This is a genomic window from Paenibacillus sp. J2L1-98 (genome assembly GCF_056269405.1).
In genome coordinates, this window is the sequence record NZ_JBWDNW010000024.1 from 78,038 (window position 1) to 95,328 (window position 17,291).

The window sequence follows — 17,291 nt, forward strand, 5'->3', positions numbered from 1 at the left end:
GATGATTCGCAGGATCTGCTCCAAAAGTCATGGATGAAGAAAACGATTGATATGCTTATCGAGCGGAGAGGCTTGCAAGCTATACCGCTGAGCAAGACTTAAACGGATCATGCTGCGCGTATTTTTTTGTTTTGGGATCATTGCGCCGCTTGACAGTTAACGGTATAATATACGGGAACAAACATTCTTATTTTTATAATAACAGATGAAATGAAATGCCTATAATTGACTATAATGATAAGAGCGTTCGGAATGATGGGGGTGGATGACAGGCGTGAGTGAACTTGCAAAGGAATCGAAGCTGTTTCAAATAAAATCGGATTATACGCCGCAGGGCGACCAGCCGAAAGCGATTGAGCAGCTTGTAGAGGGAATTAAGGCGGGCAAGAGGCATCAGACGCTGCTCGGCGCGACCGGAACAGGCAAGACGTATACGATTGCGAACATGGTGGAGAAGTTGAATCGGCCAACACTCGTGATTGCCCACAATAAGACGCTGGCCGCTCAGCTGTGCAGTGAATTCAAAACATTTTTTCCCGACAATGCAGTGGAGTATTTCGTAAGCTATTATGATTATTACCAGCCTGAGGCGTACATCCCTTCAACCGATACCTTTATCGAGAAGGATTCGAGCATCAATGACGAGATCGATAAGCTGCGGCACTCGGCGACGAGCTCTTTGTTTGAACGCCGTGATGTCATTATCGTGGCAAGCGTTTCTTGCATATACGGTCTCGGTTCGCCGTCGGAATACGGAGGACTGGTGCTGTCGCTTCGTGTAGGGATGGAGAAGCCGCGTGATGTGATTTTGCATAAGCTTGTCGATATTCAATATCAGCGCAACGATATAAGCTTTACACGGGGAACGTTCCGCGTTCGAGGCGACATTGTCGAAATTTTTCCCGTTGCCAACAATGAGCGGGCCATTCGAGTGGAGCTTTTCGGTGACGAAATTGAGCGAATTTCGGAAATTGATGTCATTACCGGGGAAATAATCGGAGAACGCGATCATATCGCTATATTTCCGGCATCTCACTTCGTCACTCAAGAGGAGACGATGAAGGTGGCGCTCGTTAATATCGAGCGCGAGCTGGAGGAGCGTCTTGCCGAGCTGCGCGAGGCGGGCAAGCTGCTTGAAGCCCAGAGGCTGGAGCAGCGGACGCGATACGATTTGGAAATGATGGCGGAGATGGGTTTTTGCTCGGGAATCGAGAACTATTCCGGACCGCTGACCTTTAGGGAGCGCGGCGCAACACCTTATACGCTGCTTGATTATTTTCCGGACGACATGGTTATTGTTATCGATGAATCACATGTATCCCTGCCGCAAATCAGGGCGATGTACAATGGTGACCGCGCCCGCAAGGAGATGCTCGTTAATCATGGCTTCAGGCTTCCTTCGGCGATGGATAACCGTCCTCTCCGTTTTGAAGAATTTGAGGCGAAGGCAAAGCAGCTGGTTTACGTATCCGCTACTCCGGGCCCCTATGAAATAGAAAATACCGACAAAATGATCGAGCAAATTATTAGACCTACTGGTCTAATCGATCCGATTATTGACGTCCGCCCGACAAAAGGGCAAATCGATGATTTGCTGGAGGAGATCCGCGACCGCATTGCGAAGGATGAGCGGGTTCTCGTAACGACGCTGACGAAGAAAATGTCAGAGGATTTGACCGACTACATGAAGGAGATAGGCATTAAGGTTAGATATCTCCATTCCGATATTAAGACTTTAGAGCGGTTAGCTATATTGCGTGATCTCAGGCTTGGCGTATTCCACGTACTCATCGGTATTAACCTGCTCCGGGAAGGACTGGATTTGCCGGAAGTATCGTTAGTTACGATTCTTGACGCGGATAAGGAAGGTTTCCTGCGCTCCGATCGCGCGCTCATCCAAACCATTGGACGCGCAGCTCGTAACAGCGAGGGCCGGGTCATTATGTACGGCGACAAAATAACCGATTCAATGGATCGGGCAATAAAAGAAACAGAGCGCCGTCGTACAATTCAGCTTGCGTATAATGAAAAACATGGCGTGACGCCGCAAACGATACGCAAAAAAGTGCATGATGTAATTGAGGCGACGAAGGTGGCCGAGCAGAAAGCCGATTATTTAACCGGTGCCGCTGTCGACAAAATGTCAAAGAAGGATCGTCTGGCGCTTGTTCAAAAGCTGGAAGCGGAAATGAAGGACGCAGCGAAGAGTCTGCAGTTCGAACGTGCGGCAGAGCTTCGGGATGCGCTGCTTGAGCTGCGCGCTGAGATGGGTTAAGTAGGAGGAGAAACGATTGGCTAGCGATAAAATAGTTATTAAGGGCGCCCGCGCCCACAATCTTAAAAACATAGACGTCACCATCCCGCGCGATAAATTTGTCGTACTGACGGGATTAAGCGGTTCCGGTAAATCCTCTCTCGCATTCGATACTATTTATGCGGAAGGGCAGCGCCGTTATGTTGAATCCTTATCGGCCTATGCGCGCCAATTTCTCGGACAAATGGAAAAGCCGGATGTCGATTCTATCGACGGGCTATCGCCTGCCATTTCTATCGACCAGAAGACAACGAGCCGCAATCCGCGTTCTACAGTCGGAACGGTAACCGAAATTTACGACTATTTGCGGCTATTGTTCGCACGGGTCGGCAAACCGCATTGTCCGGACCATGGTATTGAAATTACGTCACAAACCGTTGAGCAAATGGTTGACCGTATAATGGAATATCCCGAGAAGACGAAGCTGCAAATACTTGCGCCCATCATTTCCGGGCGTAAGGGCGAGCATACGAAGCTGCTGGCCGATATTCAGAAGCAAGGATTCGTGCGGGTGCGTGTGAATGGCGAGCTGCGCGAGCTTAGCGAGAAGATTGAGCTTGAGAAAAACAAAAAGCATAGCATTGAAGTGGTCGTCGACCGTATCGTAGTGAAGCCGGATGTGCAAAGCAGGCTGGCGGATTCTCTTGAAACGGCGCTAAAGCTGTCCGAGGGACGCGTAATCGTCGATATTATCGACCAGGAGGAACTTCTCTTCAGCTCCAACCTGGCCTGTCCGGAATGCGGCTTCAGTATCGAAGAGCTGGAACCGCGCATGTTCTCTTTCAACAGCCCTTACGGCGCTTGTCCGGATTGCGACGGCCTTGGCGTCAAAATGATCGTAGATCCGGAGCTGCTCGTTCCGGATTCCAGCAAATCGATTGAGGATGCGGCTTTCTTGGCATGGGCGGGCAGTACGTCCAACTATTATCCGCAGTTTTTAAGTGCGGTTTGCGTGCACTACGGCATACCGCAGAACGTGCCGGTATCGGAGCTGGATGCCGAGCAGATGAAGAAGCTGCTCTACGGAACGGGCGGAGAGCGGGTTCGTTTCCTTTACGAAAATGATTTTGGACATCGGAAGGAAGCCTATGTGCCGTTCGAAGGCATCGTGCATAATCTGGAGCGCCGTTACAGAGATACGGCATCGGATATGATGCGCGAGCATATTGAGAACTATATGAGCGCTAAGCCATGCGGAGGCTGCAAGGGACAGCGGCTTCGCAAGGAGAGCTTGGCCGTAACGATCAATGTGCAAAATATTTCGCAAGTAACGTCGTTGTCGATTGGCGAGGCGCAGCGTTATTTCGAGTCGCTTAAGCTCTCGCAGAAGGAATTGGCGATTGCGAGCCTTATTTTGAAGGAGATTAACAGCCGTCTAGGGTTTCTTGTGAACGTCGGGCTTGAGTATTTGTCGTTAAGCCGCGCAGCGGGCACGTTGTCGGGTGGCGAGGCACAGCGGATTCGATTAGCGACGCAGATCGGCTCCAGCCTGATGGGGGTTCTATATATTTTGGACGAGCCGAGCATCGGCCTTCATCAGCGCGATAACGACCGATTGATTGAGACGCTTGAGCATATGCGCAATCTCGGTAATACGCTGATCGTCGTAGAACATGACGAGGACACGATGCTCGCGGCCGATTACATTATCGATATCGGGCCGGGCGCGGGCATCCATGGCGGTAAGGTCATCGCCGAAGGCACGCCGGAAGAAGTGATGGCGAATGAAAACTCGCTGACCGGTCAATATTTGAGCGGACGCAAATTTGTAGAAGTGCCGGCTGAACGCCGCAAGACGAATGAAAAATGGCTTGAGGTGCGCGGCGCGAAAGAAAATAATCTTAGAAACGTAAACGTGAAAATTCCGCTTGGCGTATTCACAGCTGTAACGGGAGTTTCCGGCTCAGGTAAATCGACTTTCGTGAACGAAATTCTTTACAAGACACTTGCGCGTGATTTAAATAAGGCAAAGACGCGTCCAGGTCAGTACAAGGAGCTTCGGGGTATCGAGCAGTTGGAGAAGGTCATCGACATTGACCAATCGCCAATCGGCCGGACACCAAGATCGAATCCAGCTACGTATACCGGGGTTTTTGATGACATTCGCGATTTGTATGCAAGCACGAATGAGTCAAAGGTGCGCGGTTATAAGAAAGGCAGATTCAGCTTCAACGTGAAGGGCGGCCGCTGCGAAGCATGCCGCGGCGACGGGATCATAAAGATCGAAATGCATTTCCTTCCCGATGTATACGTACCTTGTGAGATATGCAAAGGCAAACGTTACAATCGCGAGACGCTGGAAGTGAAATACAAAGGCAAAAACATCGCAGAAGTGCTGGAAATGACGATTGAGGACAGCTGTTCCTTCTTTGAAAACATTCCTCGGATTCACCGTAAGGTGCAGACGCTGCTTGATGTTGGTCTTGGCTACATGACACTGGGACAGCCGGCTACGACATTGTCTGGAGGAGAAGCGCAGCGGGTGAAGCTGGCCGCTGAGCTCTACCGCCGTTCGACTGGTAAGACGCTATATATATTGGATGAGCCAACGACGGGCTTGCATGTGCATGATATCGACAGGTTGTTGACCGTACTGCATCGTTTGGTTGACTCAGGTGAATCTGTGCTCGTCATTGAGCATAACTTGGATGTCATTAAGACAGCGGATTACTTGATCGACCTAGGGCCGGAAGGCGGCAGCGGCGGCGGAATGATCGTTGCAGTAGGAACGCCGGAGCAGGTCGTGAAGGTGGAGCAATCGTACACCGGCAAATACTTGAAGCCGATTCTTGAGCGTGATCGCGAGCGGACGGTTGCGCTGCACAAGGAGAATTTGAAGGTTGCTGCGGCAGCAGAATAGTTTGGGTGGAGGCTGCTTCAAAAGGTTTGAAAAACCTTGGGGGCAGCCTTCTTGTTTCCGAGGAAATCGCCGCTTTTTTAGCAATTAATCCATATAGCCTCTGAAGTGAAGTGTTTTGTTTTTGCAGATTTACAAACAATACGCTGCAAATTATAATCGATAAAAACGCTCGCGCTAAAGGTTGTGAATATGCAAAAAAAATATCTATGAGTGTGATTACTTTCTGATATCACCCTATTTTAATAAATGCTAGGTGTGGTTATATAGACAAAAATATATTTTGTTTTCATTGGGTAAATATGGTATAAGTCAACTTCCTCGCTGAAGAGCGCTCCTTATTTGTGGAGACACATAAAGGAACATATATTTTGCCAATGGGTAGTAATATACTTTGGTAAAGATGGACATTTTATATGTGCGGGATACATCAAAGATGTTTTAGTCCATTGGATCCTTTTAGATAAGATGATAATTATGAAGCGTTTTTAGGAAATCGTGACAAAGTTGTTACGAATCCCGATTCGGACTTGCGTCAGGAGCCACAAAAAGCTAACATATAGTAATATAGGTTACGTGCGAAAAAAAGGAGGTCCCTTCATGTTTTTAGCAGAAGAAGCAGCTCATACAGCAAGTAAAATCGGTACTTTTGATTATTTCATGCTTGCCTTTACCGTTTTGATCGCAATCGGTTTCGTTCGACTGTTGACCGCTCGTCCGAAGAAAAACATTTTCGCGATCGGTTTTACAGCAGTTTCACTCGGTTTGTTTCTGTTGATCGACTTTATTATGATCACTAAAGTTTGGTTAGCATAGTATTCCGCATAGAAAAAGGTCTGCCGGACTTGTCCGGCAGACCTTTTTCTTCTTTATATGATTAAACCCACCACATCTCGCCAAGCGGCTCGCGGATCAGGATTTGTTGCAGATTTTGAACTGCCTTCGTGAAGCCTTCGTCAACTGACATTAAGCCGTCCTCATGCTCGATGCTGACCACGTAGTCATAGCCGACGAGACGGAGTGCGCTAAGAATGTCTGCCCACGTTTTTAAGTCATGGCCATAGCCGACAGTACGGAATTGCCAAGCACGATCCAGCATTAGAGCGTAGGATTGCATGTCTGTTACGCCGTGATGGTTAACGTTGATTGGATCGATTGTCGTATCCTTCGCATGGAAGTGATGAATAGCTCCTGCACGGCCTAGAATATGAACCGCTTGAACCGGATCAATGCCCTGCCACCACATGTGGCTTGGATCGAGGTTAGCTCCGATTGCATTTCCAGCCGCTTCGCGAAGGCGAAGCAGAGTAGCCGGGCTGTGAACGGAGAAGCCGCCATGAAGCTCCAGACCGATTTTTATGCCGCCAGCAGCAGCAAGCTTGCCGATCTCAGACCAATATGGAATAACTTTTGCTTCCCACTGCCATTTCAAAATATCTTGAAAATCGTTCGGCCAAGGAGCAACCGGCCAGTTCGGATATTTCGCATCCTCGTGATCGCCAGGGCAGCCGGAGAATGTATTCACGACGGCTACCTCAAGACGGTTAGCAAGCTCGATCGTTTTGCGGATAACATCATCGTGCTCAGTCGAAATCGCTTTCTGCGGGTGCAGCGGATTAGCGTGGCAGCTCAGTGCGCTGATCATCAAGCCGCGTGATTCTACCGCGTGCTTAAACGCTTTCAGCTTACCCTCGTCAGCAAGCAATCTATCCAGGTCGCAGTGTGCGTTTCCCGGGTATCCGCCAGTTCCGATTTCGATGGCATCAAGACCTTTGGAGGCGATATAATCGAGTGCTTCCTCGAATGGCTTTTGTGCAAAAAGAACGCTAAATACTCCTAATTTCATTTGTTCATTTACCTCCCGAATCCATCAAATGGATTGATTTAGTAGTCCCACATAGTATACCACTTCTGTAATCAGAACACATAACCGAAACCACATTTGACAAAATAGCATAATAAATAAACAAAACAAGCATAGTGCAGGATTAATAGCAGTTAGTATTCTATCTTTTGAACTAGTAAACTAGCAAATTTCGTTGTTAAATTTAGTAATATATGCTACATCACAACTTGATTGCTATATCGGGAATGCAGGACAATTGAGAATTGGGCGACCCGAAGGGGAGCGCGTATTCGTGAGGAGCACATCGGCTCGAATATCCGCAATTTCACTACAACACCGTTAAGCTTGAAAGACGGAAATGCTTAGATGCTGATCTACGAGCTTTCGTATGATGGAGATGTCTGGTTAACCTATAACGGTATATTCTTAATTTCCGGAAATTGCCGGTATTCATTAGACTGTATTTTCCTTTCATCTAATGGTGCAAAGAGCACGCCGTATTTAAGCTGATTGTCGCATCGGATGATATCGACACGGTCTTTATCGAGAAAAACATTGGCTTGATCGAGGATGATTATGATCTGATCGACCGCAGCAAACAAACAACCAAACGCAGCTCGCTTAATGGATACTCCATTGATATTCATTCCGACCTATTGGTACGGCGTGCAAAAAAACTTCAACGGGGATGATGTGCGCTTCACATTCAGCGCGGGTGAAATGGGAATCTATAAGACAGGAAATTCAGCAGCTGCAATAGTGCCTGCGCTTTCTGAGTTTGTGCGTTCTCCAGAAAAGGTTTCGCAGGGGATGTCCGTTAAGGAGCTTCAACGGTAACGATCAATGGGAAAACGGCATATAAAGTAGTGTTAAGCGTATCTAAACCTAAAGAAGATCTGCCTTTTTCCCATATCTTCTATGCATTTGATACTGCGGGAGGCTCGTTGGTATTCTCTTTTGCCATCTACGATTTCACGCAACCGGCAGCAACCTTAAGCTTGTCAACGATGTGGCTCAATCGATTCGCTTCAATTAAATAAATGGTTTAGCAGAGGCTGTCTCATAAGGTCAAAGACCTGGAACAGCTTCTTTTTTGTGTGCGCAGCTTATTTGTACAAATCAGGCTGGCTACTTTAATTTAGTTGCATTCTGTCAACTTAAATGAACGCAGTCAGGTGAAATCGACCTCATAGTTCGATTTCGTGAAACTAATCCGGTTATTTTTTCTTACATCCCTAAAAGCGGCGAATAGTTCAACGAAATGAACTAAATTCGTGCTTTTCACAAGCCTGCTTCGGATTAGTTCGACGAAATGAACCTAAATCGAATCGTACGTCACCGCGAAGCACGATCAATCATCGTTTATTCCATTGGGAAGTATAGTGAATGCTGACCGGTATACGTTTATTTGAGGGAAGGCAGTTGTGGGTTTTCCGTAGATCCAAATCAAGAGAGGCCGAAGCAAAAATCATAGTTTTCTGAAAAATGAGCTGTTTCTTAGGAGAGTTGCTTGCTTTTGGGACAGTCTCTTTTAAATGATGAGGATTGCTGGGAGCAATGTATGGTGGATTAGACAGTCGCGGTTTGTTAAGATAGGAGAAGCAGGTTTCAGGAATGTGAGGGATTGATAGTTATTATGACAGACTCAATAATAAGATCGGACATAGAACTGCTGGCTCCGGCCGGCGATTGGGATTGCATGCGCGCAGCTGTGGCAAACGGGGCAGATGCCATATTTTTTGGTGTGGAGAAGTTTAATGCCCGCGCCCGCGCGAACAACTTCCGCAGCGAGGAGCTGCCGGAAATTATGGCGTTTCTTCATACGTACGGGGTAAAAGGTTTCCTGACGTTCAACATTCTCGTATTTGAAGACGAGCTGAGAGACGCGCAGAAGCTAATTGAGATGTGTATAGATGCGGGCGTGGATGCGGTAATCGTACAGGATTTGGGCCTCGTGAAGCTGATTCGCGAGCTTTCTCCTGATTTTCCGATTCACGGCTCGACTCAAATGACGATAACGTCCCCTGAGGCGGTAGAATTCACTAAGCCGTTTGGGATTGAGCGGGTCGTATTGGGACGTGAAAATAACCTCAAACAAATTCGTACGATCGGGGAGCAAGCGAAGCTGCCGATGGAAGTATTCGTACACGGCGCGTTATGCGTGTCGTATTCGGGTCAGTGCCTCACCTCGGAGATGTGGGGAGGCCGCTCTGCGAATCGCGGCGAATGCGCGCAGGCTTGCCGGCTGCCGTACGATTTGATGGTCGACGGCGAGGTGCAGCCGATGGGAGACATCGCGTATTTGCTGTCGCCGAAGGATTTGGCGGCGATCGATATCGTGCCGGAGCTCATCCAAGCGGGCGTTAAGTCGTTTAAAATTGAAGGGCGTCTCAAAAGCCCGGAATATGTCGCGAATGTCGTGAGCAAGTATCGCCGCGCGATCGATAAATATTTCGACGGCGATCTGTCGAAGCCGTCGGTGGAAGAGGTGCGTGAGCTGCAGCAAAGCTTCTCGCGCGGCTTCACGCATGGTTTTCTGTCGGGAACGAACAACAAGATGCTCGTAGAGGGCACGTTCCCGAAAAGCCGGGGCGTTTACCTCGGCCGGGTAGAGCGCATTATGCGCGATGCGGTTACGCTGCGGATCGAAGCGCCTCTTAAGCGCGGCGATGGCATTGTGTTTGACGCTGGCGACCCGACGAAGAAGGAAGAGGGCGGCCGCGTTTATGATATTCGCCGTCAGGGCGTGAAGATCGAAGGCGAAGCGCAGGAAGGCGCGATGATCGAGCTTGTAGCGGGCCGGAATGATGTCGATTTGCGCAAGGTGCATGTCGGCGACCGCGTCTGGAAGACAAGTGACCCGGCGCTTGATAAGCGTCTGAGAGCGACCTTTGAAACGGAAAAGCCATATCGCGTGTTTCCGCTTCATATTAGAGTGACCGGTGCGCTCGGACAACCGATGCGCACATGGTGGACGGATGTTCAGAAGGGGACGACCGTAGAGGTAGCCACGGAGCTTGAGCTTGAGCAAGCGCAGAAACGTCCGATGGATGCGGCATTGCTTGAGGATCAATTGGGAAGGCTGGGCGGTACCGTCTATCAGCTGGAGAAGCTGGAAGTTGAGCTTCAAGGCGATTTGATCGTACCGATCCGCGAGCTGAACCGGCTGCGCCGCGAAGCGGTGGAGCTGCTTGCAGGGGAGCGTCCGAAGCCGCCCGTTTATGTGAAGCATGCGGTTGATGCGCGTGCGGACGTGTTTGAGGCGGATGTGGCGAAGAAGGATATTTTGGCTCCGCACAGCGGAAAGGATGCGAAGCTGGTCGCATTATGCCGGAGCTTGGAGCAGGTAGAAGCAGCCGTGAAAACGGATGTATCCTACGTATATGCCGATTTCGAGTTCATTAAGCAATTTCCGGCTGCTATTACAGCTGCACGCGAGGCGGGTAAGCCGATTGCGCTGGCAACGCCGCGTATTCATATGCCGGACGAGAACGGCTATCATGCGAATATTTTGAAGCTTCAGCCTGATGCGGTGCTCGTTCGGAATACTGGAGCGCTTTACTATTACTTGCGTGCTCGCGCAGCAAATCCGGATAAGCCTTTCCCTAAACTGATCGGTGATTTCTCGCTGAATGTAGCCAATCATAAAGCGGTGAATTTATTTACCGAGGTCGGGCTGGATCTGATTACACCGTCGTATGATCTCAATATTCAGCAAATGGTCGATTTGCTGGAGAGCTCGGATACGTCGAGGCTGGAAATGGTTATCCATCAGCATTTGCCGATGTTCCATACGGAGCACTGCGTTTATTGCACCTTTATGAGCGAGGGCACTGACTTTACAAACTGCGGACGCCCATGCGAGGAGAAGCGCGCTTCCTTGCAGGACCGCATCGGTATGGCGCATCCCGTTCGGGTTGATGAAGGCTGCCGTAATACGGTGTACAATGCAGTCGAGCAGTCGGGAGCCGAATATATCCGCAATTTTGTCGGCCTTGGCGTATCCCATTTCCGTGTAGAGTTTCTTGAAGAAAAGCCGGATAAGGTGCTTGAAGTATTATCGTTATACCGCGATGCGCTCGATGGGCGCATTACCGGGACGCAAGTATGGCGCAGCCTTAAAGCGATCAATCAGCTTGGCGTAACGCGCGGGCAGCTTGTGAAATAGTAAACCCACTCAACGACAATTACGGCATGCCGTCTTCTCTTTAATAGGGAGGGCGGTATTTTTTCTTTACAATATAACGGCGTGTTTGACACGATATATACGCTGGCATAGCATAGAAGGAAAGCGCAAATATGCGGCAAATGATTTTTGTGAAAAAGCGAGGCGTGATTATTTATGAATGGTTTGTGGTTTTCCGGCTGGAGGCACGTGTTCAAGCTCGATCCTGATCGGGAATTGTCCGACGAAGCGCTGGATAAGATCTGTACATCAGGTACGGATGCTGTAATTGTCGGAGGCTCCAGTGGAGTCACTTTTGAAAATATAGTCGATCTGATGGCGCGTATTCGCAGGTACGAGGTTGACTGCGCCCTGGAGGTATCAACTTTAGATGGTGCTGTTCCGGGATTTGACGGATACTTTATTCCGCTCGTTCTAAATACGAACAGAGCAGAATGGATAAATGGCTGGCAAACCGAGGGGCTGAAGGAATACGGCTCCTTCGTACCGTGGGAAGAAACGGCAGCGCAGGGCTACATTATTTTGAACGCTGAAGCAACTGCGGCGAAATTGACACAAGCGCAGACAGAGTTAACCGAAGAAGAACTGATCGCGCATGTCCGCATGGCCGATCGTCTCATGAGGCTTCCGGTTATTTATTTGGAATACAGCGGCCGGTTCGGAGATATGCAGCTGGTGAAGCGTGCAAGAACGGCAACTGCCCATGCGCAGTTATTTTATGGCGGCGGCATCGATAATCCGGAGAAAGCGCGTCAAGCAGCGGAAGCTGCTCATACCGTCGTCGTGGGAAATATTATTTACAAAGATTTGGACGCTGCTTTGTCCACTGTCACTGCTGTACATGAGGTTGCTGGCGGCAAACAATCCAGATAGCTTTTTAAGACCATTTTAGAAAAAAGCATAGAAGAAGTCATAGTGCTGTGTAGCTGGGGGAACACCACCCTCTTATGAAGTGCGGCGCTATTTTTCTGTTTGCAGCGGCTCCTTATTTCATGCGTTTATCGGCTGGTTAAACAAGGGAATAATACGGAGTTTTTTTACTGGGCAAATTGACACAGGGATGGCCGTTGTCTACACTGAAGAGAGGCGAACATATGCGAACAAAGGAGTCGGAGCATGTTGAATCATATTAGCATCGAGCAGGCAGTGCAGAAGCTGAATCCGCCGCAGCGGGAAGCTGTTCAAGCGACGGACGGACCGCTGCTTATTATGGCTGGAGCGGGCAGCGGCAAGACGCGCGTACTGACACATCGAATTGCTTACTTAATAGAAAAGAAGCGTGTGGCGCCATGGAGTATTCTCGCTATCACCTTTACGAATAAAGCTTCACGGGAAATGCAGGATCGGGTTAGCGCTCTCGTAGGACCATCGGGACGGGATATTTGGGTATCCACCTTCCACTCGATGTGCGTTCGTATTCTTCGCAGAGACATTGACCGGATCGGCTTTACATCCAGCTTCTCCATTCTGGATTCCGCGGATCAGCTGTCGGTTATCCGGGGCTGCATGAAGGATATGAACATCGATACAAAGAAATTCGAGCCGAAGGCAGTTCAAGCTGCGATCAGCGGAGCGAAAAATGAGCTGATCTCGCCGGAGCAATACGAGCAAAAGGTTGGCGATTATTTTGAGGGCATTGTTGCCCAGGTGTTCACGAAATATCAGAAGAAGCTGAGGAGCAACAACTCGCTAGACTTTGACGATCTTATTATGATTACGATTCAATTGTTTAAGGATGTACCGGAGGTGCTTGAATTCTATCAGAACAAGTTCCGTTACATCCACGTCGATGAGTATCAGGATACGAACCGGGCTCAATACATGCTGACCCGTATGCTAGCCGATAAGCATCATAACATATGCGTTGTCGGCGACAGCGACCAGTCCATTTATCGTTGGCGCGGAGCTGATATTACGAACATTTTGAACTTTGAGGACGATTATCCCGAGGCGCGGACGATTATGCTGGAGCAGAACTATCGTTCGACGGCAAATATTCTTGATGCTGCGAATGCGGTCATTAAGCTCAATACAGGCCGGAGGCCAAAGAAGCTGTGGACGGATCAGGGCGCGGGCGACCTTATTTCTCTCTATCAAGCGGATACGGAGCATGATGAGGGTTATTTTGTAACAGGGGAAATTCGCAAAAATGTGAATAAAAGCTATAAATTTGCCGATCATGCGATATTGTACCGTACGAATGCGCAGTCGCGTGTAATAGAGGAGATACTGATCAAATCAGATATTCCCTATCAAATCGTCGGCGGCATAAAGTTCTACGACCGCAAAGAGATTAAGGATTTGCTCGGATATTTGAAGCTGGTTTCAAATCCGGATGACGATATAAGCTTGGTACGTATCATTAATGTTCCAAAGCGGGGCATCGGGGATACGACGGTAGGGAAGCTTGCGGATGAAGCGGCGAGAAGAGGCACATCGATTTATCGCGTATTGAATAATCTGGGAGACGTAGAGGTTAATGGTCGTACGAGAACGCTGCTGCGCGAGTTTTATGAGATTATCGACAACTTAACCCGGATGGTTGAATATTTATCGGTAACGGAGCTTACGGAGAAGGTTCTCGAGCTGTCCCAGTACCGTCTGGAGCTGCAGCAGGAGAATACGCTGGAGTCGAAGGCGCGTCTTGAAAATATAGACGAGTTTTTATCTGTGACGATGGATTTCGAGAAGCGCAACGAAGATCGGACGCTTGTAGCGTTTCTGACGGATCTAGCATTGATTGCCGACATCGATTCCTTGAACAAAGATGAAGAAGAAGCTGAAAAGAACAAGGATGCAATTACACTGATGACGATGCATAGCGCGAAAGGACTCGAGTTTCCGGTCGTTTTCATTATCGGCATGGAGGAGAGCGTGTTTCCGCATAGCCGTGCGCTCGCTGACAATGAGGAACTCGAGGAAGAACGCCGCCTCGCTTACGTAGGGATCACCCGCGCTGAGAAGCGGCTGTATTTGACATGTGCACGTATGCGGACCTTGTTTGGCCGCACGAGCACTAACTTGCCCTCGCGCTTTCTGCAGGAAATACCAGAGAGCGTGAGAGAAGGCGCTTCAAGCGGCAGCGGCGGATACGCGCGTGCGGGCGCTCGCAGCGGCGGCGTCAGCGTTACGGGCGGTACCGGTGCGGCAAGCCGCAGTATTGCAGGGCGCACGCCGGCAAGCGGCGTGCCTGGCGCAGGAGGCCGATCCCCCGGCCATGCGGGATCGGGCCCGGCCGCGATGGGCGGCAGAGGCGGCGTGCGGGTTAGCACGCCATTGCAGGATGCCGCCCGGGCGGTTCAGGGCAGCAGTGCGGCTGCGGCAGGTGATGCCGCATCTGGAAGCTTTGCTTCCGGCGAGAGAGTGTCGCATGCCAAATGGGGCATAGGTGTCATTGTCTCCGTCAAAGGGACCGGCAAGGACATGGAGTTAAATATCGCATTTCCGGCTCCTGTCGGCATTAAGCGGCTGCTAGCTGGCTTTGCGCCGATAACGAAAGTATAAGGAAGAGCAGCTATTTTGAACGATTACAAGGAGGAGCCTCCCATGAACGCTCAATTAGAGAGGATGCAACAGCTTGTTGCGATCATAACAGAGCATAACTATCGCTACTACACGCTGGATGAGCCCGCAATCCAAGATGCCGATTATGACAAACTCTACGACGAGCTTGTCGCATTGGAAGCCGAGCTGGGCATGATTTTGCCCGAATCGCCTACCCAGCGGGTAGGCGGTGAATTGCTCAAAGGTTTTGAGCCATACAAACATCGCGCCCGCTTGTGGAGTCTCGATAAGGCGCAAAATGCCGAAGATCTGCTTTCATGGAATACGAGGCTGCTTAAAGCGGTCGCTGACTACAATGCGAAGCATCCTGAAGAGGAGCCGCTGCCGCAGCCGACCTATGTGGTTGAGCTGAAGTTTGACGGGCTGACGCTTAATCTGACCTACGAGGACGGGCAGCTTGTTCAAGCGGCGACGCGCGGAAACGGTACGGTTGGAGAAGGCATTTTGCAGCAGGTTCGCACGATTCGTTCGGTGCCGCTCACTATTCCTTTTAACGATGGCATTATTGAAGTGCAGGGCGAGGGCATTATGCAGCTTTCGGTGCTGGCAAAGTATAATGAAACGGCGGCTGAACCGCTCAAGAACGCTCGAAACGCAGCGGCGGGAGCACTGCGCAACCTTAATCCGAAGGTTACGGCCGAGCGGAAGCTGAACGCATTTTTCTATAATATCGGTTATGCCGACGGGGTTGCTTTTACGGATCATCGCGAGATGCAGCAATTTCTAAAGGATAACCGGTTTAAGGTAAATCCTTATGTGACCTATAAGAACACGATCGAAGAGGTGCAAGCAGAGCTGGCCCATGTCACGGAACAGCGTGAGCAGCTGGACTTCCTCATTGACGGTGCCGTAGTGAAGGTAGTGGATATGCGGACACGGGAGGCGCTTGGCTATACGGACAAGTTTCCGCGCTGGGCGGTTGCCTTTAAGTTCGAAGCGGAAGAAACGACAACGGTGCTTGAATCCGTATCGTGGGAGGTTGGCCGGACAGGCAAAATAACCCCGGTTGCTCGCGTAGAGGCAGTTGAGCTTGCGGGAGTAACGGTTCAAAACTGCACGCTCAACAATATTGGCGATATCGAGCGCAAAAACCTGAAGCATGCTTTAGGCACGCTCGTGACGATACGCCGTTCGAATGATGTTATTCCTGAAATATTGGGTAAAGCGGATGAGGAGCCGGGTGTGGAAATCGAGTTTCCAACGGCCTGTCCTTCATGCGGGACGGAACTTGAACAACGCGGCGCTCACCTGTTCTGTAATAATAAGCTGGGCTGTCAGCCGCAAATTATCGGCCGCATTACGCATTTCGCTTCTCGGGATGCGATGGATATCGATACGTTCAGCGTCATGACGGCAGAGCAATTGTACAAAGACTGTGAGGTCCGCGATCCTGCCGGTTTGTATGCATTGACGTATGATGACCTCATTAAGCTTGAACGGTTCGGCGAGAAGAAGGCACTTAAGCTGCTTGCAGCCTTCGAGAAATCGAAAGAGCGGGAATTAGCATCATTTTTGTTTGCGTTAGGCATTCCGAATACCGGTAAAGCGACGACAAAGATGCTGGCCGACCATTACGGAAATCTGGATGCCATCATGCAAGCGGAAGCGGAAGAACTCGTAACTCTGCCTGATATCGGAGGTATCGTGGCTGAGAGCATCGTTGGATTTTTTAACGATCCTATTATTGTAGCCAGTATCTCCAGAATGCGCGAGCTGGGAGTGAAGGCTGAAGCCGAACAGCAGCTGGTTGCGAGAAATGACAGTGTGTTCAGTGGGAAGACAGTCGTTCTGACCGGAACGCTGCCGACTATGTCGAGAGATGAGGCAGCGAAATTGCTTGAAGCCTGCGGCGCCAAAATTTCAGGCAGCGTATCCAAAAAAACCGATTTCGTCATAGCTGGCGAAAGCGCGGGCAGCAAGCTGACGAAGGCGCGGGAGCTTGGTATCGCTGTAATTGAAGAAGAAGCCGAGCTATTACGGCTGCTGGGCGAAACTGTTGTGCAGTGACTTCGCCCTGTGAAAAGCACATGATGGAACAACCAAGAAGTGCCCATGCAGCTGCTGCATGGGTACTTCTTTTTAAGTGCGCCCGGAATGGGCGCTGTCTCAAGGGTCTAAACAAAACGAGCTTCATACGGGTTTTTTGCGGGTTTTAAAATATTCAATTGCAAGCTGATTATTTGTAAAATATTTCTACTTGTATTCTGATTTCGTAAGTGGTATATTACTTCTTGTCGCTTCTGAGGCAACATGAACAACTGAATGAGTCACAAACAAATGTGAAACAAACTGTTGACAGCGTCAAATGAAGATGATAATATGATTTCTTGTCACGACAAAATGTGACAAACAAGTTCTTTGAAAACTGAACAAATGGATCACGTCGATCCGATAATGTTTTAAATAGCTAGTTAAGTAATGAGCAAGTCAAACACCAATTTGGAGAGTTTGATCCTGGCTCAGGACGAACGCTGGCGGCGTGCCTAATACATGCAAGTCGAGCGGATCTTGTCCTTCGGGACAA

Annotated in this window: 9 protein-coding genes and 1 rRNA gene; 9 read left to right on the forward strand and 1 reads right to left on the reverse strand. The window is 49.6% G+C overall.

The window, feature by feature from the left end:
- Positions 1–274: 274 nt before the first annotated feature.
- From uvrB to AC0YNZ_RS26660, 3 genes are all read left to right on the forward strand, one after another.
- Positions 275–2,275 (forward strand): excinuclease ABC subunit UvrB, encoded by a 2,001-nt coding sequence (gene uvrB, locus AC0YNZ_RS26650; RefSeq protein WP_475829487.1) that lies wholly within the window; start codon positions 275–277, stop codon positions 2,273–2,275.
- 16 nt (positions 2,276–2,291) lie between these two features.
- The gene (uvrA, locus tag AC0YNZ_RS26655) at positions 2,292–5,174 is read left to right on the forward strand and encodes an excinuclease ABC subunit UvrA (protein WP_475829488.1); all 2,883 of its coding nucleotides are present in this window, start codon (positions 2,292–2,294) and stop codon (positions 5,172–5,174) included.
- A gap of 597 nt (positions 5,175–5,771) precedes the next feature.
- A complete protein-coding gene (locus tag AC0YNZ_RS26660; protein ID WP_475829489.1) occupies positions 5,772–5,987 on the forward strand; it encodes a hypothetical protein in 216 nt (71 codons plus the stop codon).
- Positions 5,988–6,048: 61 nt separating this feature from the next.
- On the opposite strand, the gene AC0YNZ_RS26665 is transcribed toward AC0YNZ_RS26660, so the two are convergent.
- Positions 6,049–7,017 (reverse strand): sugar phosphate isomerase/epimerase family protein, encoded by a 969-nt coding sequence (locus AC0YNZ_RS26665; RefSeq protein WP_475829490.1) that lies wholly within the window; start codon positions 7,015–7,017, stop codon positions 6,049–6,051.
- A 624-nt stretch (positions 7,018–7,641) separates the two neighbouring features.
- Here AC0YNZ_RS26665 and AC0YNZ_RS26670 point away from each other — a divergent pair.
- From AC0YNZ_RS26670 to AC0YNZ_RS26695, 6 genes are all read left to right on the forward strand, one after another.
- Complete coding sequence (locus AC0YNZ_RS26670; RefSeq protein ID WP_475829491.1) at positions 7,642–7,854, forward strand: hypothetical protein; 213 nt, start codon at positions 7,642–7,644, stop codon at positions 7,852–7,854.
- A 799-nt stretch (positions 7,855–8,653) separates the two neighbouring features.
- The gene (locus AC0YNZ_RS26675) at positions 8,654–11,185 is read left to right on the forward strand and encodes a U32 family peptidase (RefSeq protein WP_475829492.1); all 2,532 of its coding nucleotides are present in this window, start codon (positions 8,654–8,656) and stop codon (positions 11,183–11,185) included.
- Positions 11,186–11,359: 174 nt separating this feature from the next.
- Positions 11,360–12,076: a heptaprenylglyceryl phosphate synthase gene (gene pcrB / locus AC0YNZ_RS26680; RefSeq protein ID WP_475829493.1), complete on the forward strand. Its 717-nt coding sequence runs from the start codon at positions 11,360–11,362 to the stop codon at positions 12,074–12,076.
- Positions 12,077–12,319: 243 nt separating this feature from the next.
- Positions 12,320–14,707 carry a DNA helicase PcrA gene (gene pcrA, locus AC0YNZ_RS26685; RefSeq protein WP_475829494.1) on the forward strand — a complete coding sequence of 796 codons (2,388 nt, stop codon included), beginning with the start codon at positions 12,320–12,322 and terminating at the stop codon, positions 14,705–14,707.
- Between the two features lie 42 nt (positions 14,708–14,749).
- Positions 14,750–16,774, forward strand: coding sequence for an NAD-dependent DNA ligase LigA (gene ligA, locus AC0YNZ_RS26690; RefSeq protein ID WP_475829495.1), 2,025 nt, complete (start codon positions 14,750–14,752; stop codon positions 16,772–16,774).
- A 429-nt stretch (positions 16,775–17,203) separates the two neighbouring features.
- Positions 17,204–17,291 (forward strand): 16S ribosomal RNA (locus AC0YNZ_RS26695); the annotation flags it as partial.

Coding starts and splice junctions, on each gene's coding strand:
- AC0YNZ_RS26660 (WP_475829489.1), top strand. CDS start 5,772: ATGTTTTTAGCAGAAGAAGCAGCTCATACAGCAAGTAAAATCGGTACT.
- AC0YNZ_RS26665 (WP_475829490.1), bottom strand. CDS start 7,017: ATGAAATTAGGAGTATTTAGCGTTCTTTTTGCACAAAAGCCATTCGAG.
- AC0YNZ_RS26670 (WP_475829491.1), top strand. CDS start 7,642: ATGGATACTCCATTGATATTCATTCCGACCTATTGGTACGGCGTGCAA.
- AC0YNZ_RS26675 (WP_475829492.1), top strand. CDS start 8,654: ATGACAGACTCAATAATAAGATCGGACATAGAACTGCTGGCTCCGGCC.
- pcrB (WP_475829493.1), top strand. CDS start 11,360: ATGAATGGTTTGTGGTTTTCCGGCTGGAGGCACGTGTTCAAGCTCGAT.
- pcrA (WP_475829494.1), top strand. CDS start 12,320: ATGTTGAATCATATTAGCATCGAGCAGGCAGTGCAGAAGCTGAATCCG.
- ligA (WP_475829495.1), top strand. CDS start 14,750: ATGAACGCTCAATTAGAGAGGATGCAACAGCTTGTTGCGATCATAACA.